Here is a 23,810-nt window from a genome sequence, read left to right as displayed (position 1 = left end):
TGTGATGAGAAAATATATAATAGCATTAATTTTACTCTGTTTTCAAGGGCTATCGGCTCAAGTTCAGTTTGAGGCGAAAGTCAGCAAGCAGACACTTGGGATAAACGAGCGGCTTCGAATTGATTTCGTCATGAATGAAGACGGAGACAATTTTACGCCTCCTTCTTTCGAAGGCTTTCGCGTTGTCGGTGGGCCAAGCCAGCAAGTAAGCCAGACTTGGATCAACGGAAGAGCTACTTTCAACAAATCGTACATTTACATTCTGCTTCCGCTACAACGCGGGTCGCTTACGATAAAGCAGGCAACGATAGAAATCAAAGGACAGACCTACAAAACGGCACCGATAAAAATAAACGTGACCGCTGCTGTCGATGAATCAAAAGATCCGAGCAGTCCGGATTATGTGCCGAGCGGAGGAATCCACCTTATTGCCGAAATTTCCAACGCAAATCCGTATCTCAACCAGCCGATAACCGTAGTATACAAGCTATATGTCAGCAATAATGTGAGCGTCAGAAACTGGAAAGAAATCGACAGTCCGAAATTCAATGATTTCTGGAGCCAGAATATTGATATCAAAAATCTGGTGGTCGAAAACGGAAAATACAACGGCGAAGATTACCGTTATGTCGTCTTGCGCAAAACCGTTTTATATCCTCAAAAATCTGGAAAGCTTACCATTGAACCACTTTCGTTAGATATTGTTGTCGATCAGCCGACGAACCGTAGGGATATCTTTGGGAGAGTCCAATTTGTAACGGCCAACAAAACTGTTTCCGCAGGAAGCAAAATCATTAACGTTAAAGCCTTGCCAGAAACTGGAAAACCTCAAGATTTTACGGGTGCGGTTGGTCAGTTTGATTTTGTGGTAAAACCTTCTAAAACCGAATTGAAGCACGGGGAATCGTTAGATTTAGACATCAGCGTTTCTGGAAAAGGAAACTTGAAACTATTCACTTTGCCAAAACCGATTGTTCCGAGCGCACTAGAAATGTACGATCCGGTGCATAATGAACAAGTTTCGACACCACTTTCAGGAATGCAAGGCAAAATATCAGATAAATACACGATTATTCCGCAATATCAAGGAAATTATACCATCAAGGGATTGTCGTTCTCGTATTTCGACCTCGCTACAAAATCCTATAAAACGATAACTTCTAAAGATATCGTAATCAAGGTTTTGGACGGACCGACATCTTCCGATCCAGCTGTTGCTGCTACGCCAAGCTCTGGAACCACGAAACAAGCTGTGAAAAGTACAAACCAATTTGGATTTATAGCGCTTAAGACACAATTGAAACCGATTCATAAAGATGATTTCTTTGGTTCGGGATTATTCTATACATTGTTATTCCTGCCATTCCTTTTTATTCCGATTATTGTTTTGGCTAAAAAGAAAAAAGAGGCAATCGACAGCGATGTTGTGGGCAATAAAAGAAAAATGTCAAACAGATTGGCTAAAAAATACCTTTCGGAAGCTAAAAAACAGATCAACAACAAAGAACCATTTTATATTGCTCTCGAAAAGGCATTGCACAATTTCTTAAAAGCCAAGTTGCATATTGAGACTTCGGAAATGAGCAAAGATAAGATCAGAGAAATTCTTTTAGAGAGAAATGCAAGGCCAGAAACTATCGATGATTTTATAAATCTGACAGAAAACTGCGAGTTTGCAAGATATGCGCCGTATTCAAGCGTTGCCATCCAACAGGATTTTGACAAAGCCGTAACCGTGATTTCCGAACTGGAAAAACAAATCTAACAATTGATGATTCTTTTACGAATTGAAAATTGAAAAAAATGAAAAACGTATTCTACATACTATTGCTTTTTACCCAAATTTTCTGGGCTCAAGATAATTTCGAGGCGGGAAACAAATTATACCGCCAAGATAAATTTGAAGAAGCTGTAAAAGCCTATGAAAATGTCCTGAAAACCAAAAAGCACTCCGCCGAATTGTATTTCAATCTTGGAAACGCCTACTATAAACTAAATAAGACGGCTCCAGCGATTTATAATTACGAAAAGGCCCTGTTGCTTAATCCAGGCTATTCAGAGGCAAAAAACAACCTGCAATTTGCCCAAAACATGACAATTGATGAAATCAAGCCAGTACAAGAAGTCGGATTTGGAAAAGTCATCCATGATTTTACCTCTTCCCATACGTATGACGGCTGGGCTAAAATTGCTATCGGCTTCTCGGTGATTTTTCTTTTGTTTTTTATTGGGTATTATTTTTCTGCCGCGACAATGTTGAAACGTATTTTCTTTGTCGGATTATTTATTGCCTTAGTCGGATTGATTATCTGTGTAGCTTCAGCGATAGCCGAAAAAACGAGATATGAAAATGACAAGCCGGCGATAATTTTTGCCGATACCATTGGCGTAAAAAATGAGCCTAAAGAAAATGCCGACGATGCTTTCATCCTCCATGAAGGAACAAAAGTTCAGGTTATAGAAGTTTTGGATAATTGGAGAAAAATCCAATTGGCAGATGAAAAAGAAGGCTGGATCACCAAAGAGGCTTTGAAAGAGATAAAGTAGATTTGGAATTTGTGATTTTAGATTTATGATTTGAGTCTGGAGCTCGCAATCAAAAATCAAAAATTCGCTATCTTTTAGAGATAACGGGTTTCATCAGTCTAAGCTCAGAAATCTAAAATCATAAATTTATTTCTTCAACTCATCAAACCATTCCTCAAAAACAGGAAAGACAAACTCTGAAATTTTTAAAATAGAGTTATAAAATAGCGAATCATCTAGCGTTTTCTTTTCAGCAAACGTATGGTTGAAATTGATTTTTTGGAACAAAGCCAAAGCAAAACTTAAGATAAGGCACATTTTCAAGACGCCGAAAATTCCTCCCGCAATTTTATTCAGCAATCCCAAGCTTGCAAAATTGGCAATCGAAGTAAAAAATTTTGCCAATAACGAAACGCCCAAGACGACTCCGATAAATGTCAATATAAAAGCCCAGATAGCAATGGTTTTTGGATTCCAAGAAAATAGATCTGAAAGAAAATCTGCGGTAAGGAAAGAAAATTTTATTGCAATATAAATTCCTAAAAGCAGCGAAACCAAAGAAGCAAATTCTACAAAAAGACCGTTCCAAAGGCCACGAACTAGTCCATAAACTAAAAATACACCTAAAATAATATCTAAAAATCCCATCAAGAAAATAGTAAGCAGCCAAGATAGTCGACTTTGCATAGAAAAACAAAATTCAACAACGTATCTTTGCAGACTAATTTTATCGTTTATGGAATGGAAATTTCCAAAATCATAAACCAAAAATCTAAATTTCACATGTCTAGAGATATACAATTAAAAGAGCGATGGGAAAAGCTCGTAACCCTTTTATCCAAGCAATTTGCCGAAGGTGATGTGCTGGATCTGGATTCTATCATTTATTTGATCGGTGTCCAAGAACTTGGAAAAGTTCATCAAAAATTCAAAAAAGACGAGAAAGTAAACTTGATGCATATCGCAATTTGTCGTCTGCTTGAGCCTTACGGATTCTACGAATTCGATTATTTTGACAGCGAGGGATGGCCACATTATAAAGTAAAAGAAGAATTGCCTCCGTTGAAAGCGGGCGAACAATCGGTGCTGATGAAAGAAGCGATTGTCAATTATTTTCTGGAAAGAGAAGTTATTGATTAAAATTTTAGATTTCAGAAAGAATATACCGATTGAAAACTGCTGAAAACTGCCGATTTTCAACGAAAAATAGTAAATTTGCACCTTTACCAAAAGAAGATGATAGACAAGATTAAAGAATATATTGGCGAAGCAGAAGCGTTTCAAACCCAAAATAAAGAAGAACTTGAAGCATTTAGGATTAAGTTCTTAGGAAGCAAAGGGCTTTTGAAAGATTTTTTTGCCGCATTCAAAAGTGTTCCAAACGAACAGAAAAAAGAATTCGGACAGGTGATCAACCAGCTGAAGAATACTGCTGAAGAAAAAGTCAAAGCAATTCAAGAATTACTTGAAAGCAAAGAAGAAACTGTAGGAGTCTATGGCGATTTGACACGTCCGGCAGAACCATTGAAAATTGGTTCGCGCCATCCTATTTCTTTAGTCAAAAACCAGATTATCGATATCTTCTCAAACATTGGTTTTAATGTGTCTGAAGGTCCAGAAATTGAAGACGACTGGCATAATTTCACGGCATTGAATCTTCCGGAATACCATCCGGCTAGAGACATGCAGGATACGTTTTTTATCCAGACGAATCCAGATATTCTTTTGAGAACCCATACATCGTCGGTTCAGGTTCGCTATATGGAAGAAAACAAGCCGCCAATCCGGACTATTTCTCCTGGGCGTGTTTTTAGAAATGAAGCCGTTTCTTCACGTTCTCACTGTATTTTCCATCAAGTAGAAGGATTGTACATTGACAAAGATGTTTCGTTTGCCGATTTGAAGCAGACGCTTTTATATTTCACGAAAGAAATGTTCGGTAAGTCGAAAATTCGACTACGCCCTTCGTACTTTCCATTCACGGAACCAAGCGCCGAGATTGATATTTATTGGGGATTAAAAACCGAAACGGATTATAGAATTACCAAAGGAACCGGTTGGTTAGAAATCGGCGGTTGCGGTATGGTAGATCCAAATGTTTTGAAAAACTGCGGTATTAATGCTGATGAATTTACAGGTTTTGCTTTTGGTATGGGTGTCGAGAGAATTGCGATGCTGTTGCACCAGATTGGCGACATCAGGATGTTTTATGAAAATGACGTACGATTCTTAGAACAGTTCAAATCTTCTATTTAATCATAAAGTTGAAAGTCAAAAGTTGTAAAGAAATTGTTTAAAGCAAGAACTTTCGACCTTTGACTTTCTCACTTTCCCACTTCTTATTATGAAAAAAGATATTATCGTTCCAAAAGTAGAAAACGTTTTTATGGCCGCCGTTCAAGAATGGAACGACGACTTTATGGAAAACGTTTGGTATGTCTATCTGGTCAATGACAGCGATTTTGATCTGGACAGCGTCATGGTGGTTTCAAAAGCTTTCGGAACCATAGATGGCGAGATGAAAAAAACATCGCTTTTACGCCACGCTTTTATGAAAGTTCCAGCTGTTTCTGTCGTAAAGGTAGAAATGGTCGAAAAAAGCGTCTTAGCGCTTAATAACGAGTTCATGGTTACCTATTTCATAGGAAATACATTATACGATAAAAAATTTACGTTCCGCACCAATACGATAAATGAACGAGCTACAGAAGAAGTGCCGATTCTATTCGTAAATGGCGTTATCGTGCGATAATTATCCTTTTAAGATCTTGCTTTTTTCTTGATCAAATTCTTCTTGTGACAAAATTCCTGCATCCAATAATTCTTTTAAGTCTAGCAAAGCTTGTTTTTTGGAAGCCATATCTGCAGGCGGAACAACAGTTTCTGTTTTTGCAACCGCAGGATTTACAGTATTCGACGGACTGAACTTGAGCAATAACTCTGTGATTTCATTATATCCTTTAATGTTAGAATAGTCGATAGCCTTCTGTTCTTTTGCATTGACTACAGAAGCATCGGCCCCTTTTTCTAGCAGTAACTTTACCATGTCTTTTTTACCATTCGCTGAAGCATAATGCAAGACAGTATTACCGCTTTCATCCTGAATATTGATAGTGGCACCTTTGTCTAAAAGTAATTTTACCATGCTTACATGGCCGCTTTTCGCCGCAACGTGCAGCAGGCTTTCGCCACCGTAGCCATAAGTAGTGTCGAGAGAGAAACTGCTTGAAACGCTAAGACTGTCTGCCGTTTCTACCCAATCCAAATAAGAATACATCGAGGTTTCGTTCCCAGTGACAGGTTTCGAATAATTGACATCAACACCATTTTCAATAAAAAGCTCGACGATTTCTTTTTGGTTGTTGGCACAGGCATACCAGATTGGCGATAAGCCATTTTTAGAAGAAACAAAAAGATCAGCTCCTTTTTCTGTTAAAAGCTTGGTCAGCATTCGATTGCTATCATAACAGGCTAAAAGCAAAGCACTTTCCCCCAAATGGTTCACATGGTTGATATTGGCACCATTTTCCAGCAAGAGCTCAACCATAGGCTGGTTTTTAGATTTTACGGCAAATAGCAATGGCGAGTTGCCTTGCTTGTTGGTCGTGTTGATATCTGCTCCGTTTTCCAATAATTTTTTGACGATTGCGGCATTTCTCCAACTTGCTGCAAGGAGCAATGGTGTTTCAGCTTCATTATTTTCTACATCTGCATTCAGTCCTTGTTCCAGCAGTTTTTCAAGAATTTCAATCTGTCCAGTCAGTGCGGTTAGATGCAAGAGGCTATTCCCTTTTAAATCTTTGATGCTTGTCTTGGCTCCTTTTTCAAATAAAAATAAGGCGGTCTGCTTCTGTTTTTGAAGGCAGGCAAAATAGAAAGGCGTTTCTCCGGCATGATCTTCATAATCGATATCGGCTCCTTCCTCAATGAGCATTTGTACCAAATCAAGATAGCCATGATGTGCTGCATAATGCAAGGCTGTTCGGCCCTTTTCATCCGTGTAAGTAACATCTACTTCTTTGTTGGCTAATAAAAGTTCGGCTATTTTTCTTTTTCCGCCTTCGCAGGCGATGATGAATGACATTGACATAAGTTTTCTTTTTCTGGATTAAGACTGCTTCATCAGCAACTCTACGGTTTTTATTTTCAAATTATCATCAGATGCCAGATGAAGCGCAGTTTGGTCTTGATTGTTTGTGATGGAAATATCGGCTCCGTTTTCAATCAAGAGTTTTGCTTTTCTGTAAGTGTCCTTTGCTTTTTCAGCCTCGTAATTGACGTTATAGGCGCAGATTTTATGCAAAAGGGTATTGCCACTATCGTCTTGGCGATTGATATCGATTGCTCCAGTATCCAAAATAGTTTGAAGCACTTCTACCTTCTTTTCGGCAATTAAATCAATTGGGGTGGTGTCTTGGCTATAATAGAGGCTAGTCTGATATATATCGGCACCATCTTCAATTAGCTTCCGCAATAGCTCCAGGCTTCTTTCAGAAGTATCATACATCATCCTAACGTATTCAAACAATAACGCCACTTGGTCTTTGTTAAGCATATCAAATTGAGGTGTGTCGAAATTGCGAAGCTGATCGTACAATCTTACATCTAGTTTATGAGCAACAGCATAGAAAAAAGCAGAATTTCCGTTTTTATCTACATCATTTGGATTTGCACCATTTTGGAGAAGAAGGTCGAGATAGTCATTCCTATTGAATTCTATAGCCGTGATTAATGGCGTTTTTTTAACGATATCTTGCGCATTCACATCCAAGCCTTCTTCAATTAGATATTCGAGGTAGGACAAAGAAAGCTGAGGTTTCATCAGGTTCGTCTTTATGACTTGATGGAGGAAGCTTTCTTCGGCATTATTTTTAAAATTTACATTGCATCCTGCTTCAACTAATACCTTGATGCTTTCGATACTGGCACCTCTTTCGAAGAAATATCCAAGTAATGTTTTTGCGGCGACCTCATCATTTATATTTTCAAAGTTTGAGATAAATTTTCTAAAAAAAGCAATCGAATCCTCGTCTTTCTGCAAACCTCTTGTGACGCTTTGAAAAATACTTTTATCAAAGCTGTCGAATTCATAAACATCGGTTTCAATGACTTTGTTTTCTAAAAAAAGCCGGATAATTTCGAATTGTTTTTCTTGAAATAGTCGATCGAAGATATTCGACTTATTGTATTCGTTTAGAGTGGTGGGAAGTTTTTCTCCATTCGCGAGATGGTCCAAAACTTCAGAATATTTTCCTGAGGCTAAAAGTTGTTCTAACATAGATTGAATGGTTATTATTCTTCATAGTTACAAAAAATAATAACACAATCCGTAGACTTTCACTTTATTTTCACAAATTGACTATTTTTCTTCTTTTACTGGAAAGGCCAAAGAAGCCATTACAGATAAGATCAAGACGCTTCCTACAACTGTCAGCGAGGCTGGTGAAGAGATGTGATAAAAAGGCTGGATAAGCATTTTTACGCCGATAAAAGCAAGGATAACTGCCAGTCCGTATTTTAGCCTGCTGAACATGTACATAAAATTGGCCAGTAGAAAATATAAGGCTCTTAGTCCTAAAATTGCAAAAATATTAGAAGTATAGAGAATGAATGGGTCATTTGGAGCGATAGCGAAAATAGCTGGGATGGAGTCGACGGCAAAAATCAAATCGGTAAATTCGATAACAGCAACGACAACCAAAAGTGGTGTCGCCATCTTCACACCATTTTTTATTGTAAAAAACTTGTCGCCATCATAATTTTCTGATACTTTGAAGAAACGATGTACCAATTTGGCGCCTGGGCTTTTTGTGAAATCTTTGTTCTCATCATCATCTTCTTTTGAAAACCAAGATTTGAATCCGGCAAAAATCAAGAAGAACCCAAAAATGGATAAGATGACATTGATGCTGACCATCTTTCCAAAAAGTTGCATTTCAGGAAGATAGGTCATGTTGATCAACTCTACTCCAGAGAATATAAAAATGGCTCGGAATACCAAGGCTCCTATAATTCCCCAAAATAAAACTTTATGATGCAAATGCTTTGGCACATTAAAGAAGCCGAAGACCAAAATAAAAACGAAGAGATTGTCTACAGAAAGCGCTTTTTCTATCCAATAAGCCGATTGGAACTGAGTAAACTGCTCCATTCCCATCAAATAATAAATCACGCCGCTAAAAGCCATCGCAAGCGAAATCCATACAATCGACCAAGTAGCCGCTTCTTTGTTAGAAACGACATGGCTGTTTTTGTTGAAGACACCTAAGTCTAGCAACAACATAATGATAATCAGGATTGAAAATCCTGCCAGGATTCCAGGATGGTTGATCAGATGGTCGACATGATTATTTTGCATGGTCTCGATTAATTAAGTTTTTCGGTCAGTTTTTTGAATACCTTTTTCGGTTCTTTTCCTTCGTATAAAATACTGTAGACTGCATTAATGATAGGAGTCTTCGCGCCGAATTCCTCATTGAGTTTGTAAGCGCTATTTGTTGCATAATATCCTTCGGCAACCATGCTCATTTCCATCATGGCAGATTTTACGGTATAGCCTTTTCCGATCATATTTCCGAACATCCTATTTCTAGAAAATATAGAATACCCGGTAACTAATAAGTCACCAAGATAAGCCGAATCGTTGATGTTTCGTTTCATCTTGTGGACTTTTCGGATGAATTTTTTCATCTCGCGTATGGCATTGCTCATTAACAGTGCTTGGAAGTTGTCGCCATATCCTAAGCCATGCGCCATTCCGGCCGCTATGGCATAAATATTTTTTAACATCGCGGCATATTCTGTCCCGATAATATCATCAGAAATTTTGGTCTTGATATAATTGCCGCTCAGGTTTTTAGCCATTATTTTAGCTTTGTCAGAATCTCCGCAGGCAATTGTCAGATACGAAAGGCGCTCCATCGCAACCTCTTCAGCGTGGCAAGGTCCAGTGATGACGCCGATATTATCATAAGGGATATCATATTTTTCATGGAAATGTTCTCCTACAATCAGGCTAGTTTCTGGGACGATACCTTTGATTGCAGAATAAATAATTTTTCCGTCTAAGCTTTCAGTGAGATGGTCCAATTCGCCACTCAAGAATGCAGATGGAATAGCAAAAATGATATAGTCGGCGTACTTTACAGCTTCGTTTATGTTGCTGGTAAGCTTTAGTTTTTTTATGTCGAATTCAACAGAACTCAAGTAATTCGGATTGTGCTTGAATTCCTTGATATGCTCGATCGCACTCTCGTTTCTCATATACCATGCAATCTCATCAAGATTGACGCAAAGCATTTTTGCAATTGCTGTTGCCCAGCTTCCACCGCCAATCACGGCAAATTTTGGATGTTCACTCATTTTGTTTCGTTTGTTTGCCCAAAAATACTCAAATTAGTGATAATAGGAAATTAATTCAGTAGCAGTATTGCCTTTTTTGTCAGAAAGCTTCGTCATAAAATGAGCAACAGTATAAATTTAACTTAAAATTATGATTGTCAATACAATGCAAGCCTTCTACTGTCGTTATTGATATGAGTTGGTTAGATTACAATATACGTTACAAATGATACACTCTCGTATTATTTGAGTTAGTTAAGATTTGTTTTTGGTGTTTTGAAAAAGGCACTCTTGAAAATTACTTTCAGGAGTGCCTTTTGACTTAATAAATGCTTTTGATTTTAGATGACTAGTAGCTTAGCTCTACAATAATTTTTACCTTTTCAAGCGTAATGTTTTTCTTTTCGCCGAGCGCCTTCCAACCTCTTTCATCAAAACGTTTTACTACAAAATCGGCAGTGTTTTCATAATCTTGTGTGTATTCTGAAAGTTTGGTCTGCATTCCCATGGTATGGAAGAAATCAACTGTTTTTTCTATAGCTTCTGTTGCCATTTCTTCAACGCTTGCATCGGTTATATTCCAAACGCGTTTTCCATATTGTGCTAGCTTTTCCTTTTTAGTCTCAAACATCACGCGATATAAATTTGGACCAATAATCGCTAAAGTTCTGGCATGGTCGATTTCAAACAAAGCGGTCAGTTCATGGCCGATCATGTGCGTGGCCCAATCGGTAGGAACTCCTTTTTGGATGAGTCCGTTTAATGCCATTGTACAGCACCACATATAATTAGAAGCTAGTTTATAATCTGTCGGATTTTCAACCACTTTTGGGCCAATTTCAGTTAGTGTCTGTAAGATTCCTTCAGAAATTCGGTCTTGTAATAAAGCATCGTGCGGGTATGTAAGATACTGTTCAAAAACGTGCGTAAAAGCATCGACCACACCATTCTGGATTTGTCTTTTTGGTAATGAAGCAACTACTTCTGGATCGCAGATTGAAAATTTTGGAAATAGGGCAGGGCCACCAAAAGACAATTTTTCCTGTGTTTCGTTAATCGTGATTACAGCGCCAGAGTTCATCTCGCTTGCCGTAGCTGGAAGCGTTAAAACAGTTCCGAAAGGAATGGCATTGTCTAAGATTCGAATTCCTTTGTGAAGGATATCCATCGGATTTCCTTCAAATTGTACAGCGGCCGATATGAATTTTGTTCCGTCAATTACAGAACCGCCGCCTACAGCTAGAATAAAATCCAATTTCTTTTCACGGATAATTTCCACTGCTTTCATCAACGTTTCATAACGAGGATTTGGTTCAATGCCACCAAATTCCGTTACGTCAAAGCCATGCAGTGCTTTACGGACTTGATCGTAGACGCGATTTTTGAAAATGCTACCGCCGCCATACGTAATTAATACTTTAGCTTCTTTGGGTAGCAAGTCAGAGATTTTTGCAATTTGTCCTTTGCCAAAAACTAGATTGGTAGGATTGTATAATTCGAAATTCAGCATAGTTTTAAATTTTATGTAAAATTACGAAACGTGTAATTTGGGATGTCGTAAAAGAGTGTTAACAATTACTTTTTCAATAATTCCAATTCTTTTAAAATGGCTTCTCCGACACCTTTTGCAGACTGTGGATTTTGCCCTGTAACCAATCGTTCATCGATAGTAACATGCGGTTGCCATAAGCCTGATTTTTCGAATTTGGCACCACGCTCAATCAATTTTGTTTCTAGGGCAAAGGGAACTACTTTTTCCAGTTTGACTGCCACTTCTTCTTCATTAGTAAAAGCATTTACCTTTTTGCCATCAACCAAATACTTGCCATTGCTCAATTTGATATTTACCAATCCAGCAGGACCGTGACAAACGGCTCCAACAATGCCATTGTTTTCATAGATAGCAGTAGTGATTTTGGCAATTTCGGTATTATCAGCAAAATCCCACATTGCGCCATGGCCTCCGGCATAGTAGATAGCCACATAGTCTTTTGGATTGACTTCAGATGGTTTCATCGAATGGTTGATTTTGTTGTGATAAACAGCATCATCCCAAAATTTCTTATTGATCGGATCGTTCAAATCAAAACCATCTACGGGAGGTGTTCCGCCCTTTGGACTCACGAAATCAATCGTATAATGGTCTTTTAATACTTCCCAGGCATGGGTAACTTCTCCTAAATAATAACCGGTATGTTCGCCAGTGCTTCCTTTTTTGTCGTGGCTCGAAACCACAAATAAGATTTTCTTTTCCATCTTTTTTGATTTTTTAGTTTGTGCGTTTCCTAGAACAGGATGTAAGGCAAGGGCAAAAAATGCTATAGCCATCAAGCTCGAAGTGATTATTTTTTTCATAATGACTTTTTTATAATTAAGATACAAAATTCCGAAGAAATGACTCTCTAAGAAAGGGAAAAAGTCACAGATTTGAGGTGATAATTGTCACTTAGGTGCTGAAACGGCTCAACGTTTCACGCGAAACGCCAAGATAGGACGCAATCAGTTTTTTAGGGACTTTTTGAAATAAAGTAGGGTAGAGCTGTAATAATTTTTCGTAGCGTTCCTGCGGATTGTTATTCAGCATCGACAAGATTCTTTGCTGTAAGGCAATATAGCCGAAGTTTGACTTTCTGCGAAAGAAGTGCTCGATCTTGTGCATTTCGGAACAGAGTTTTTCACGATTGTATAAGGAAAGGCAGAGCACTTCGGTATCTTCAATACAATCGATGTTTAAGGTAGCTTTTGTCTGGTTGAAGTAGGCATTAAAATCGCAGATCCACCAATCTGGAAGCGCAAATTGCAAGATGTGTTCCTTTCCGTCCTGGCTCACATGATAAGCTTTAAGACAGCCTTTTATGACAAAAAAATCATTTGGCACATCTTCACCTTCTTGAATCAAAAATTGGTGCTTTTTATATTTTTTTGGAGTAAAATGCGACAGTATATAGTCGAATTCGCCATCAGTAAGTGGCGTGATTTTTTCGATTTGCTGTCGTAACATTTGGCTCATTCCGATTACTTCTTATAAAACAAATTATGGTCAATATAATCCCACACTTTTTCGGGCAATAGCGGTTTCGCATTCTTGCCGTTTTTGATGCTTTCTCTGATTTTAGTCGAAGAAATCTCAACAATCGGCGCATCAATAATATGAATCTTCGGATGGTTTACAAATTCAGAGCTTATGATTTCCGTTGAAATCCTCGGATAGACATAAATTTCATGATTTTCGAGAATAACATCGTAGTTTTTCCATTTGTGAAACGAATTTAGGTTGTCTTCGCCCATAATTAATGAAAACTCATGATTTGGAAATTTCTCTTGGAGATAAGCTAAAGTAGTTACTGTATAATTAGGCTGCGGCAATTTAAATTCGATGTCAGAAGGTTTTAATTTTGGATACTCTTCTGTTGCCAGAAAAACCATTTCCAGGCGATGGTGGTCTTCTAATAGCGTGCTTTTCTTTTTTAAAGGATTGTGCGGCGTTACGACCATCCAGACTTGATCCAAATCTGAAAACTCGGCCATGTGGTTGGCAATGATGAGGTGGCCGACATGGATGGGGTTGAATGTTCCGAAATATAATCCTACTTTCATTTTTTAAGGGACTAAAGTTCTGAGTTGCTAAGGCTCTTGGAACCTTAGCAACTCAACACCTTATTAAATCATTTTCAAATAATCGTAAACCAATTTATAAGCATCATTTTTTGCAATTTCCAAATCGTAATTCTTTAAGATGACATCGAATTCATTTGCTTTTGCGATTTCTTTTTCTGCTTTTGCGAGGCGCATCTGTATCTTTTCATCCGTTTCTGTCTGACGGAAACGTAGTCTTCTTTCTAGTTCTTCAACAGAAGGCGGGCTAACAAAAACGGCCAACGTTTGTTTTGGATATTGCTTTTTTATGTTCAAGCCGCCAATCACGTCAATGTCGAAAATTACGTGCTTGCCTTCGGCCCAGATTCTTTCCAGCTCGCTTTTCAGCGTTCCATAATAATTGTTTTTGTAGACTTCTTCATATTCTACAAAAGCATCTTCTTCAATTTTCTTTTGGAATTCGGATGCAGATAAAAAGTAATAATCCCTGCCGTCAATTTCTTCTCCTCTTTTTTCGCGCGAAGTTGCAGAAATAGAAAAGTCTAAATGCAGTTCTTTTTGTTCCAAAAGATATCTCACTATCGTAGTTTTTCCTGAGCCGGAAGGAGCCGAAAAAACTATTAATTTGCCGTTATTCATTGTTTTATGCTTTAAGCTTAACGCTATATGCCTTAAGCTAAGTGGATTGTTTATTGTTTTTTTGCTAAAGCCTAAAGCTTGCGGCCAAAAGCGTTCTACAGAACGTTTAGTACCTGTTCTTTGATTTTTTCCAGCTCGTCTTTCATCTGGACTACAAGTTTTTGCATCTGCGCATGGTTCGATTTGGAACCCATCGTGTTGATTTCTCTTCCAATTTCTTGAGTGATGAATCCTAGTTTTCTACCATTAGCTTCGTTACCCGCCAGCGTTTCTATAAAATAATTCAAGTGGTTTTCCAAGCGTACTTTTTCTTCGGTAATATCGTATTTTTCAAGATAGAAAATCAATTCCTGCTCAAAACGATTTTCGTCTACATTGACATTGAGTTCTTCGATGGCGGTTTTCAAACGGTTTTTAACCGTTTCAATTCGTTCGCCGTCTAGCGCTACTGTTTCATTCATGAGAGCGAGTATGTTGCCAATTCTTAAAAGGAATTCTTTTTCAAGAGCTACGCCTTCAGAGTTTCTGAATTCTTGGATATTTTCCAATCCTTGGTCGATTACGCCTTGAATAACTTTCCATTCGTTTTCATCCAGCTCTTCGCGTTCTGTTTTTAAGGCATCAGGCATTCTGACAGCCATTTTCAGCAATTCCGTTTCGTCGCCGTCAACCACTAGTTTCAGCTGATTGATATAGGCTTTTACGATAGGCACGTTGATTTTTGACGAAGTTTCTTCGCCTGTAATTTCTATAAATAAAGAAAAATCGATCTTTCCTCTTTCTAATTTCTGAGCAATCTGATTTCGAAGTCCCAATTCCATTTCGCGATAAACGTAAGGCGTTCTCACATTTAAATCCAAACCTTTACTGTTTAGGGATTTAATTTCAACGGTAATTTTTTTGTTAGGCAATTGCAAGGTTGCTTTGCCGAAACCAGTCATTGATTGTATCATATTCAAATTTAAATAGCTACAAATGTAATAAAAAGTATTGAGTCGTTTTCAGGCGAGACAAATTAGATTATAGGCAAAACAGCAGGAATCAACTGCTTGAGAGCTGTTTTTTCTTTTGCGTGACCAAATAGACTCCTAAAAAGATCATAGTAGCCGAAATGATTTTTACGAAGCTCAATTCGTCTTTTCCCAAACCGATAGCGAATACAGTTGCAAAAAAGGGCTGAAGGTAGATAAAAACGGCAACAATAGTAGGCTTTAGTTCTTTCATAGACAAAAGATTCAACAGGTAGGTAAGGAATGTTGAAATTACTACGACAAATAGTATTTTGGCATAAATAGACGTTGGAATAATCTCCCATTGTATTTCCTGCACCTGCTTCCATCCGAAAGGTAATACCATGATAAATCCAAACAAATAGATCCATTTGACGAAGGAAAAGGCATTGTATTTTTCCATCAGCTGTTTGACAATAATCAGGTAAAAGCCATAGGAAACGGCATTCACAAAAACCAAAAAGTTTCCCCACATGGCATTCGAGGCATTGCCGATGCTTTTTCCATATAGAATTAGCAAGACGGTTCCGGCTAATCCTAATACGATTCCAAAAGCCTTCCATTTGAGGATTTTTTCCTTCATGATAATGGCAGACAATACCAAGACAATCATAGGCGTCGTAACCATGATTACAGAAGCCATAATAGGTGAAGTAAGACTCAATCCTTCAAAAAAGGTAAGCATATTAAGGGCCACGCCAAAGAAAGCGGAAGCAATAATCCTCGGAAAATCATTCAGCGCAATTTTTTCTGCTTTAATAAAAAGCGCGATCAGCCAAAACAAAAGGGCGGAACCGCCAACTCGCAAGACAATAAATCCGAAAGGCTTTACAAATTCCGGCATTACGTCTTTGGCAATCGTAAACGTCACTCCATAGATGATGGAAACCATCAAGGCACCGAGCAGGGCCCAATTTCGTGTAGACATTTAAGAAAGCGCTTTGGCTACTTCAAGAATGTTCTTTTGGCTGTTGCCGATGTAGATTTTTCCGTCGATAATAAAAACAGGACGGCTTAAGAAAGTATAATGCTCCAAAAGATATTTTTTGAAATCTAGCTCTTTTAGGTTTTTGTTTTTCAAGTCCAAAGATTTATAAAGCTGCGCTTTTTTGCTGAATAGCGCTTCATAGCTTCCTGAAAGTTTATACATTTCATCCAGTTCTGCTACTGTAATCGGATTTTGACGGATATCGTGAAATTCCAATTTGTCAGTATTCGGAAGCGACTTTATGATTTTTCGACATGTATCGCAAGAGGCTAAATAATATATTTTGTTGTTCATCTTTGTGAAATTTAAGTAACGCAAAGAAAATTTATTTATGGCGAAAAAGATGTATTTTTATCAAAAAAAACATGCACGAAGCATTTGATATTACAACACAAAGCAGAAAGGTTCTCGAAAACTACCTGCAAAATTATTCTTTGGAACAACTAAACAAGGTTCCGGATGGTTTCAATAATAACTTAATTTGGAATATAGCCCATATTATTGTCGTACAGCAATTATTGGTGTATAAATTATCAGGGCTTCCGACAATGGTTTCGGATGAGATGATTTCGAAATACCAAAAAGGAACCAGGCCAGAATCAGATCTTACGCAAAAAGAAGTCGATGAAATTAAGGAATTGCTTTTTGAAACCATCAACCAGACCAAAACCGATTTCGAGAATCAGATTTTTAAAAACTACCATCAGTTTACGAACAACCAAGGATTTACGATTCGAAACGCAGAAGGAGCCATTGCCTATAATTATTACCATGAAGCAATGCACTTGGGCATGATGATGTCAATCAAGAAGTTTTTGTAATTATTTGATCAACAAATAATTGGTCAATTGGTCGTAAGGCAGCAATAATTCTTTCGGGCCATCCGCATACGAAGCAACTTCATAGGTGTTATAATGCAGTAACAGTCCATTTTTAGTAAAGAAGATAGTTTGTGGCAGGTCAAAAACTTCGTTTTCAAACATGAGCCCTGTAGCGTTGATAGGCCCGGCTGGAATTTTATATTTTTTTCGGAATTCTTTTTCAGCAAAAGATTTAAAGCCAGCTTCGTCTTTCAGGAAATCTTTTCGTGTCAGCTCTTTTCCCGTTTCAGGATTAAAGAGCAAGGAACGGTTTCCTTCGTAGCCATGGGCACCGCCAGTATACGTATAATGGTGCAATTTTATATTCAAGACTTTGTCAGAAGTATAATCCACTTTTGCATCTACTTTTGCTTCCCACCCTAAAGTTTCGTCTGGAAATTCTTTCTTCAGTTCTTCATAAGAATTGATAAACGACGCCATGATTTCTTCATAGGTTTTTCCGTTATAAGGCTTTTCGCCAAAATAAACGATGCCGCGAACCGTAGTGAAAATTTTCTTATTGATGCTGTCGGCCACTACAGGAATGTTAGAAGCTTCCGGAACCGTAATTTTTACTTCGGCACAGATATCTCCCTTGCAAGGCAATGTTGTCTTCTTTTCGAAAGTTTTCGATTGGAAATCAACTGCTTTCAATTCAGATCCATCTTTCTTGTCTTTTTGACAGCTTGCAAAAGCGAGCGATAGTGCGAGGAATAATACGATACGTTTCATGACAGCTTTGTTAATTATTTATAAATATAGCGTTTTTAGAACAAAATTAAAAGGTAAATTTGTCCAAAATATTGATACTTAAATAATCATTTATATGAAATTTAACACTAAAGTGATCCACGGAGGACAGCATCACGACCCGAGTACGGGAGCCGTCATGCCTCCTGTTTATCAAACTTCAACTTTCGTTCAGTCAAGCCCAGGGCAGCCTATTGGAGATTATGAATACAGTAGAGCTTCAAACCCGACACGTACAGCCTTAGAAAATGCTTTGGCTAGTATTGAAAACGGAACAAAAGGACTGGCTTTTTCATCTGGATTGGCGGCTACAGACTGCGTTTTGAGATCTTTCAAGGCAGGTGACGAAGTGATTGCAATGGATGATTTGTACGGCGGAACTTACAGAATGTTTACTAGAATTTATAAAGATTCTGGTATCAAGTTCCATTTTGTAGATATGAACGATCTGGAGAAATTCAAGTCGCTGATTAACGAAAATACCAAATTGGTATGGGTGGAAACACCTACGAACCCGTTGATGAAATTGGCAGATATCGAAGCGATTGCCAAGATTACAAAAGAGAAAAAATTGCTTTTTGCTGTCGATAATACTTTTGCAACGCCTTACTTGCAAAAACCATTGGATTTGGGAGCGGATATTGTCATGCATTCTGCTACAAAATACTTGGGCGGACATTCCGATGTTATTGCCGGAGCCTTGATTGTAAAAGACGAAGCTTTAGGAGAGCAATTGCATTTCCAACAATTTGCGACAGGAGCAACGCTTGGCCCACAAGATTCTTTCTTGGTATTGAGAGGAATCAAGACGTTGCATTTAAGAGTTCAGAGACATTGCGAAAATGGAGCAAAGGTTACAGAATTCCTGAATAATCATCCAAAAGTAAAAACGGTTTATTATCCAGGATTAGAATCGCATCCGTTTCATGAAATTGCTAAAAAGCAAATGAAAAATGGCTTTGGAGGAATGGTGTCTTTCACCTTTGAATCAGGCAAAAAAGAAGACGCGATTAGTTTCCTAGAAAAATTACAGGTATTTACACTCGCTGAATCTTTAGGAGGCGTAGAATCATTGGCAAACCACCCCGCGTTAATGACGCATGCTTCAATTCCAGAAGACAAGAGGAAAGAAATAGGAATTACAGACGACTTGGTTCGATTGAGCGTTGGTGTCGAAGACATTGATGATTTGATAGAAGATTTAAAACAAGCATTGCAATAAAACAAAAAGTCCCGATTGATTCAATCGGGACTTTTTTTATGTTTGTTCTATTAGTTCAAGTAATAAATATAGCCTACATTCAGCCATATCAGCCAATCATTGGCCTTGTTTTCAGAATAACGGTCTGGATTTGGTCGCAGTCCGTCTACCCAGTCCGAAAAATAATATTGGAATCTCAAGTCCAGCATCAAATCAGACATTTCGTTTAATTTATATCGTGTTCCAACACTACTAACGACAGACCATACAGTTCCAGAATCATTCGTAAAAGCATCGCGGTATTTTATAGGAGTATTGATGACAGTCAGCGGTCCTGTCGTAGATGAAGCTTCAGGATTGTAATGGCTGAATTGGGCTCCTAGGCTTACAAAAGGCGCCCAGCTTCCTGTAGTTGCCGTGAAATCTCTAATGCTGAGTGGAAAATATTCTAGTTGCATTCCGATATTCGTGATTGCAGTGCTTCCTCTCATATTTCTCAATTGCTCAGCGGTTACGGAAGTCCTGCTGTCCTCAACCCATTTTCCAAAATGCTGCAGATTGGTTTTGCTGTATGATAATTCTGTTCTTACCTTGAAATGGTCGTTGAAATAAGTTTCCGGAGTATAACAGTTACATTCTGCCTTGTAGGAAAAATTAAGATAGTGGACAAGTCCGATGCCAAAACCTGTATTCCCAGCATTGGTGCTTAAATCATGGCGTTCGCCATAGTCAGACTGCATTGCTACAGGTCCCACAATTACTCCAATTTCATGCGAAAAGCCAAATTGAGCAAAAGCAGCATTTAGCCCTCCAAAAGCCAATGCTAGAATTAAAAAATAGATTCTGGGCATCTGATTATATTTAAATAATTTCAGACAAATATATAAAAACATCATGCACTTAGAAAAAAAAAAGAAAAATAGTTTTTTGCTTCAAAAAATATCATAAAAACTTTAAAAACGCCACACTAAAAACAAAATTGATTAAGATTTCCTAACAAAAAAATAAATCTATTGAGAAATCAAAAAAAAAACTCCAAATATTTCTATAAGATGTATCTTTGTGCCATCAAACGAAAACGTTTTCATAAACGTTAATAACTTAATAATCATGACAGAAAGTATTAACTCTTTTGTTGAAGCAGTTGCTAAGAGAAATCCTAATGAGCCTGAGTTTTTACAGGCTGTAAAAGAAGTTGCAGAAACTGTAATTCCTTTTATCGAAGAAAATAAAAAATACCAAAACAAGATGCTTTTGGAAAGAATGGTTGAGGCAGAACGCGTAATTATGTTCAGGGTAACTTGGATTGACGATGCGGGAAATACTCAAGTAAATCGTGGATACAGAATCCAGATGAACTCAGCTATCGGACCATACAAAGGAGGAATCCGTTTCCATCCTTCTGTAAACTTGAGCATCTTGAAATTCCTTGCTTTCGAGCAGACTTTCAAAAACAGCTTGACTACATTGCCAATGGGCGGTGGAAAAGGTGGTGCTGATTTTGACCCGAAAGGAAAGTCAGACAACGAAATCATGAAATTCTGCCAAGCGTTCATGACAGAATTGTCTAAACATATCGGTGGAAATACCGACGTTCCAGCTGGAGATATCGGCGTTGGAGGAAGAGAAGTAGGTTACATGTTTGGCCAATACAAAAGATTAAGAAACGAATTTACAGGAGTTTTGACAGGAAAAGGAATCTCTTTCGGAGGTTCATTGATCCGTCCTGAAGCTACAGGGTATGGCGATGTATATTTCGCACAAAGCATGCTTCAAACAAAAGGACAAAGCTTTGAAGGCAAAACAGTAGTAATTTCTGGTTCTGGAAACGTAGCGCAATATGCGGCAGAAAAAGCAACACAATTGGGCGGTAAAGTAGTTACATTATCAGATTCTGCAGGTTATATTTATGACGCTGACGGAATTGATGCTGAAAAACTAGCGTACGTAATGCAAATCAAAAACGTAGATTACGCAAGAATCAGCGAATACACGAAAAAATATCCAAACGCAAAATATGTAGCAGGAAAACGTCCTTGGGAAGTGAAATGCGACATCGCTTTGCCATGTGCTACTCAAAACGAGTTGGATGGTGCAGAAGCAAAATTGTTGGTAGCTAACGGATGTATCTGTGTAGCTGAAGGTGCTAACATGCCGTCAACTCCAGAAGCTGTTGAGGTTTTCCAACACGCTAAAATTCTTTTCGCTCCAGGAAAAGCATCGAATGCTGGTGGAGTAGCGACTTCAGGTCTTGAAATGTCTCAAAACTCATTGAGATTAAGCTGGACTTCTGAAGAAGTTGACGAAAGATTAAAAAGAATCATGCTTGATATCCACACATCATGTGTAAAATATGGTTCTGATGGAACAGGATATGTTGATTACGTGAAAGGAGCAAACATTGCAGGTTTCGTAAAAGTTGCCGATGCAATGCTAGCGCAAGGAGTCGTATAATACAATCTGTAAGATAATTCAAAAATGCTCTCGATTTCGAGAGCATTTTTTTTGCCTATTTCAGCCATAAGAATATATGAAAAGAGAAATAAATCCGTTTGTATTATATTTGTATGCAATTCCTAATCGATAATGAAAAAGCATTTCCTAATTTTTCTTTTTTCTTTCTTTATACAAATCACTTTTGCCCAGAACAATCAGTTATGGAAGGGCTATTTTTCCTATAACGAAGTAAATGATTTGGCCGAATCCACCACAAAAATTACAGGTTCGACCCTAAAGACAATGTTCTCCAAAAATCTGGCGACCAATGAGCTGAAGACGATTACGACAATCGATGGACTTTCCGGACAAGATATCACGGCCATTTATTACAGCCAAGCCTTCAACAAGACAATCATTGGCCATGCAAATGGATTGATGCTTATTCTAACCGAAAGTACCGGAAACATATTAATTGTTCCCGGAATTCGAGACCAAGCCGGACTCACGCCGAATAGAAAAAGAATCAATCATTTTTATGAGCACGAAGGAAAGCTTTACATTTCTTGTGATTTTGGCCTTGTCCAATACGATTTGGCAACACTTGGTTTTGGCGATACCTACCTGCTTGGCCCTGCCGGAGAAGAAGTCAAAGTATACCAATCAACAGTATTAAATAACTTTATATATGTAGCTACGGCAGAAAGCGGCATCAGGAGAGCCGATTTGTCGAACCCGAACCTTAACGATTTTAGCCAATGGCAGACTTTTGATGCTGGGATTTGGACAGGAATCGTAACACACAATAATCAAATTGTAGCGGTAAGCGCAAACAGAGTCGCTCGGCATACAGGCGGCACTTTTACGACCATGACAAGTCTTGTGCAACCAGGAATTGATATCAGGTCCTATCAAGATAATCTAGTTGTAACAACGGTCAATCATGTCTATTCCTATAACCAGACTTTTTCGCAGACAGCACACATCGTCAGTACCAGCATTCCAAACATGACTGCGGCTTTTAATTGCGCAACCATTGTTGGTGGTGATTTTTATATCGGTACTAAAGAAAACGGCATAATTACGGCTTCGCTCTTAAATACGACTACATTCCAAGTCATCAAACCCGACGGCCCAGCGAGAAACAACATATTTGCGATACAGACCACGCCATCCAATAAGCTTTGGGCAGTGTACGGAGGTTATAACGTGTTTTATGTTCCCGATCTGAGTACGAATGGTGTCAGTAAATTTTCAGAAAATGGATGGCTAAACATACCTTTTAGCGAAGTTTTGGGAGCCAATTCGCTTTCTAGGATTACCGTAAATCCAACTAATGAAAATCAGGTCTACATAAGCTCATTCCATTCAGGAATCTTAAAAATTGAAAATGACGCAGTTGTCGCCCGTTACGACCATACGACTCAAAATGGACCAGAGTCTCTTTTCTTTGCTCCAGATCCGAATTATAAATCGGTCCGAATCAATGGTGCAGCTTTTGACAGGTCAGGAAATTTATGGTTTAATAATACTAGGATTGAAAATGCCATGAAAGTATTAAAAACAAATGGCTCTTGGGAATCTTTTTCAATTGACGGTTTTGCCACTAATTTTTTAGAACAAGATTACGGGCGCATGGTGATTGATAAGAACGGAACAAAATGGTTTGTTTCTTCCATAAATGGAGTTATTGGTTTTAATGAAAACGTTACGCCAAAATTCAAGTTGGCAGCTTCTGATGAAGATGCCGGAAATCCGCTTATAAAAAATGCGATAGCCGTAGCTGTAGATAACAGAAATCAGCTTTGGATCGGGACCATGCAAGGCTTGCGAATTTTGCCTAGTATAGATCGTTTTATGAGCGAAGACAATCTGGAAACCAATCCGATAATAATTATTGACGATGGACTTCCACAAGAACTTTTGTACGAGCAGTTCATTACAGATATAGTAGTTGATGGGGCCAACAACAAATGGATCGGGACAGCGGATTCTGGTGTGTTTTTGCTTTCTCCAAACGGACAAGAAACATTACATAGATTTACAAGAGAAAACTCTCCGCTACCTAGCAATTCGATTAATGATATCGATATCAACGGCGAGACAGGAGAAGTGTTTTTTGCGACTACAGCCGGCTTGGTTTCTTTTAAAGGAACTTCTACAAAAGAAAATGACGACCTTTCGCAGGTATATATTTACCCGAATCCTGTAAGGCCAGAATTTACTGGAACCGTAAAAATCAGCGGTCTGATTGACGATGCCAACATCAAGATTACGGATATCGAAGGAAACTTAGTTTATGAAACTACTTCCGAAGGCGGAACTATAGAATGGGACACCAAGGCATTCGGAAAATACAGAGTCGCTTCCGGGGTTTATATGGTATTTATCGCTTCCAAAGACGGTACCGAAACCAAGGTGAAAAAAGTGATGATAATAAGATAAATTACGAATTATGAATT

Annotated in this window: 24 protein-coding genes; 9 read left to right on the top strand and 15 right to left on the bottom strand. The window is 38.2% G+C overall.

Features of this window, described 5'->3' with window-relative positions:
• The first annotated feature begins 4 nt into the window (after positions 1–4).
• Together CLV94_RS06580 and CLV94_RS06575 are read left to right on the top strand one after the other, a co-directional pair.
• Positions 5–1,765 carry a BatD family protein gene (locus CLV94_RS06580; protein ID WP_121375615.1) on the top strand — a complete coding sequence of 587 codons (1,761 nt, stop codon included), beginning with the start codon at positions 5–7 and terminating at the stop codon, positions 1,763–1,765.
• Positions 1,766–1,803: 38 nt separating this feature from the next.
• On the top strand, positions 1,804–2,547 hold the full coding sequence (locus CLV94_RS06575) for a tetratricopeptide repeat protein (RefSeq protein WP_121375614.1): 744 nt from the start codon (positions 1,804–1,806) through the stop codon (positions 2,545–2,547).
• 126 nt (positions 2,548–2,673) lie between these two features.
• On the opposite strand, the gene CLV94_RS06570 is transcribed toward CLV94_RS06575, so the two are convergent.
• On the bottom strand, positions 2,674–3,213 hold the full coding sequence (locus tag CLV94_RS06570; RefSeq protein ID WP_245982473.1) for a CvpA family protein: 540 nt from the start codon (positions 3,211–3,213) through the stop codon (positions 2,674–2,676).
• Between the two features lie 96 nt (positions 3,214–3,309).
• Here CLV94_RS06570 and CLV94_RS06565 point away from each other — a divergent pair, with 96 nt between their 5' ends.
• The 3 genes from CLV94_RS06565 (at position 3,310) to CLV94_RS06555 (ending at position 5,278) form a co-directional block, all read left to right on the top strand.
• Entirely contained in the window at positions 3,310–3,666 is a 357-nt protein-coding gene (locus CLV94_RS06565; protein ID WP_121376250.1) for a hypothetical protein, read from the top strand.
• A gap of 96 nt (positions 3,667–3,762) precedes the next feature.
• Complete coding sequence (pheS, locus tag CLV94_RS06560; protein WP_121375612.1) at positions 3,763–4,782, top strand: phenylalanine--tRNA ligase subunit alpha; 1,020 nt, start codon at positions 3,763–3,765, stop codon at positions 4,780–4,782.
• An 88-nt stretch (positions 4,783–4,870) separates the two neighbouring features.
• On the top strand, positions 4,871–5,278 hold the full coding sequence (locus CLV94_RS06555) for a hypothetical protein (protein ID WP_121375611.1): 408 nt from the start codon (positions 4,871–4,873) through the stop codon (positions 5,276–5,278).
• On the opposite strand, the gene CLV94_RS06550 is transcribed toward CLV94_RS06555, so the two are convergent.
• From CLV94_RS06550 to CLV94_RS06495, 12 genes are all read right to left on the bottom strand, one after another.
• On the bottom strand, positions 5,279–6,610 hold the full coding sequence (locus CLV94_RS06550) for an ankyrin repeat domain-containing protein (protein ID WP_245982470.1): 1,332 nt from the start codon (positions 6,608–6,610) through the stop codon (positions 5,279–5,281).
• Positions 6,611–6,634: 24 nt separating this feature from the next.
• Positions 6,635–7,804, bottom strand: coding sequence for an ankyrin repeat domain-containing protein (locus CLV94_RS06545; RefSeq protein ID WP_121375609.1), 1,170 nt, complete (start codon positions 7,802–7,804; stop codon positions 6,635–6,637).
• Positions 7,805–7,885: 81 nt separating this feature from the next.
• Positions 7,886–8,884: a TerC/Alx family metal homeostasis membrane protein gene (locus CLV94_RS06540; protein WP_121375608.1), complete on the bottom strand. Its 999-nt coding sequence runs from the start codon at positions 8,882–8,884 to the stop codon at positions 7,886–7,888.
• An 8-nt stretch (positions 8,885–8,892) separates the two neighbouring features.
• Complete coding sequence (locus CLV94_RS06535; protein ID WP_121375607.1) at positions 8,893–9,888, bottom strand: NAD(P)H-dependent glycerol-3-phosphate dehydrogenase; 996 nt, start codon at positions 9,886–9,888, stop codon at positions 8,893–8,895.
• A 328-nt stretch (positions 9,889–10,216) separates the two neighbouring features.
• Positions 10,217–11,377, bottom strand: coding sequence for an iron-containing alcohol dehydrogenase (locus tag CLV94_RS06530; RefSeq protein WP_121375606.1), 1,161 nt, complete (start codon positions 11,375–11,377; stop codon positions 10,217–10,219).
• 65 nt (positions 11,378–11,442) lie between these two features.
• On the bottom strand, positions 11,443–12,222 hold the full coding sequence (locus CLV94_RS06525) for a type 1 glutamine amidotransferase domain-containing protein (protein WP_245982468.1): 780 nt from the start codon (positions 12,220–12,222) through the stop codon (positions 11,443–11,445).
• Between the two features lie 91 nt (positions 12,223–12,313).
• Entirely contained in the window at positions 12,314–12,877 is a 564-nt protein-coding gene (locus tag CLV94_RS06520) for a Crp/Fnr family transcriptional regulator (protein WP_121375605.1), read from the bottom strand.
• Positions 12,878–12,882: 5 nt separating this feature from the next.
• Positions 12,883–13,464: a nicotinate (nicotinamide) nucleotide adenylyltransferase gene (gene nadD, locus CLV94_RS06515; protein ID WP_121375604.1), complete on the bottom strand. Its 582-nt coding sequence runs from the start codon at positions 13,462–13,464 to the stop codon at positions 12,883–12,885.
• Between the two features lie 63 nt (positions 13,465–13,527).
• Positions 13,528–14,103 (bottom strand): guanylate kinase, encoded by a 576-nt coding sequence (gene gmk, locus CLV94_RS06510; RefSeq protein ID WP_121375603.1) that lies wholly within the window; start codon positions 14,101–14,103, stop codon positions 13,528–13,530.
• 95 nt (positions 14,104–14,198) lie between these two features.
• The gene (locus CLV94_RS06505) at positions 14,199–15,056 is read right to left on the bottom strand and encodes a YicC/YloC family endoribonuclease (RefSeq protein WP_121375602.1); all 858 of its coding nucleotides are present in this window, start codon (positions 15,054–15,056) and stop codon (positions 14,199–14,201) included.
• 88 nt (positions 15,057–15,144) lie between these two features.
• On the bottom strand, positions 15,145–16,041 hold the full coding sequence (locus tag CLV94_RS06500) for a DMT family transporter (protein ID WP_121375601.1): 897 nt from the start codon (positions 16,039–16,041) through the stop codon (positions 15,145–15,147).
• A complete protein-coding gene (locus CLV94_RS06495; protein ID WP_121375600.1) occupies positions 16,042–16,395 on the bottom strand; it encodes an arsenate reductase family protein in 354 nt (117 codons plus the stop codon).
• A gap of 71 nt (positions 16,396–16,466) precedes the next feature.
• On the opposite strand from CLV94_RS06495, the gene CLV94_RS06490 reads away from it, so the two are divergent.
• On the top strand, positions 16,467–16,922 hold the full coding sequence (locus CLV94_RS06490) for a DinB family protein (protein ID WP_121375599.1): 456 nt from the start codon (positions 16,467–16,469) through the stop codon (positions 16,920–16,922).
• Here CLV94_RS06490 and CLV94_RS06485 read toward each other — a convergent pair whose 3' ends face one another.
• Positions 16,923–17,693 (bottom strand): DUF3298 and DUF4163 domain-containing protein, encoded by a 771-nt coding sequence (locus CLV94_RS06485; protein ID WP_121375598.1) that lies wholly within the window; start codon positions 17,691–17,693, stop codon positions 16,923–16,925.
• A gap of 94 nt (positions 17,694–17,787) precedes the next feature.
• On the opposite strand from CLV94_RS06485, the gene CLV94_RS06480 reads away from it, so the two are divergent.
• Positions 17,788–18,933 (top strand): cystathionine gamma-synthase, encoded by a 1,146-nt coding sequence (locus CLV94_RS06480; RefSeq protein WP_121375597.1) that lies wholly within the window; start codon positions 17,788–17,790, stop codon positions 18,931–18,933.
• A gap of 50 nt (positions 18,934–18,983) precedes the next feature.
• Here the strand turns inward: CLV94_RS06480 and CLV94_RS06475 are convergent, their stop codons facing one another.
• The gene (locus CLV94_RS06475; protein WP_121375596.1) at positions 18,984–19,763 is read right to left on the bottom strand and encodes a THC0290_0291 family protein; all 780 of its coding nucleotides are present in this window, start codon (positions 19,761–19,763) and stop codon (positions 18,984–18,986) included.
• A 259-nt stretch (positions 19,764–20,022) separates the two neighbouring features.
• On the opposite strand from CLV94_RS06475, the gene gdhA reads away from it, so the two are divergent.
• Positions 20,023–21,366: an NADP-specific glutamate dehydrogenase gene (gdhA, locus tag CLV94_RS06470; protein ID WP_121375595.1), complete on the top strand. Its 1,344-nt coding sequence runs from the start codon at positions 20,023–20,025 to the stop codon at positions 21,364–21,366.
• A gap of 132 nt (positions 21,367–21,498) precedes the next feature.
• Positions 21,499–23,793 carry a type IX secretion system anionic LPS delivery protein PorZ gene (gene porZ, locus CLV94_RS06465; RefSeq protein WP_121375594.1) on the top strand — a complete coding sequence of 765 codons (2,295 nt, stop codon included), beginning with the start codon at positions 21,499–21,501 and terminating at the stop codon, positions 23,791–23,793.
• Positions 23,794–23,810: the final 17 nt, after the last annotated feature.

Source organism: Flavobacterium endophyticum (genome assembly GCF_003634455.1).
Lineage (GTDB): Bacteria > Bacteroidota > Bacteroidia > Flavobacteriales > Flavobacteriaceae > Flavobacterium > Flavobacterium endophyticum.
Note: the sequence above shows the minus strand (reverse complement) of the source record. Positions and strands in the feature narration are given on the sequence as shown.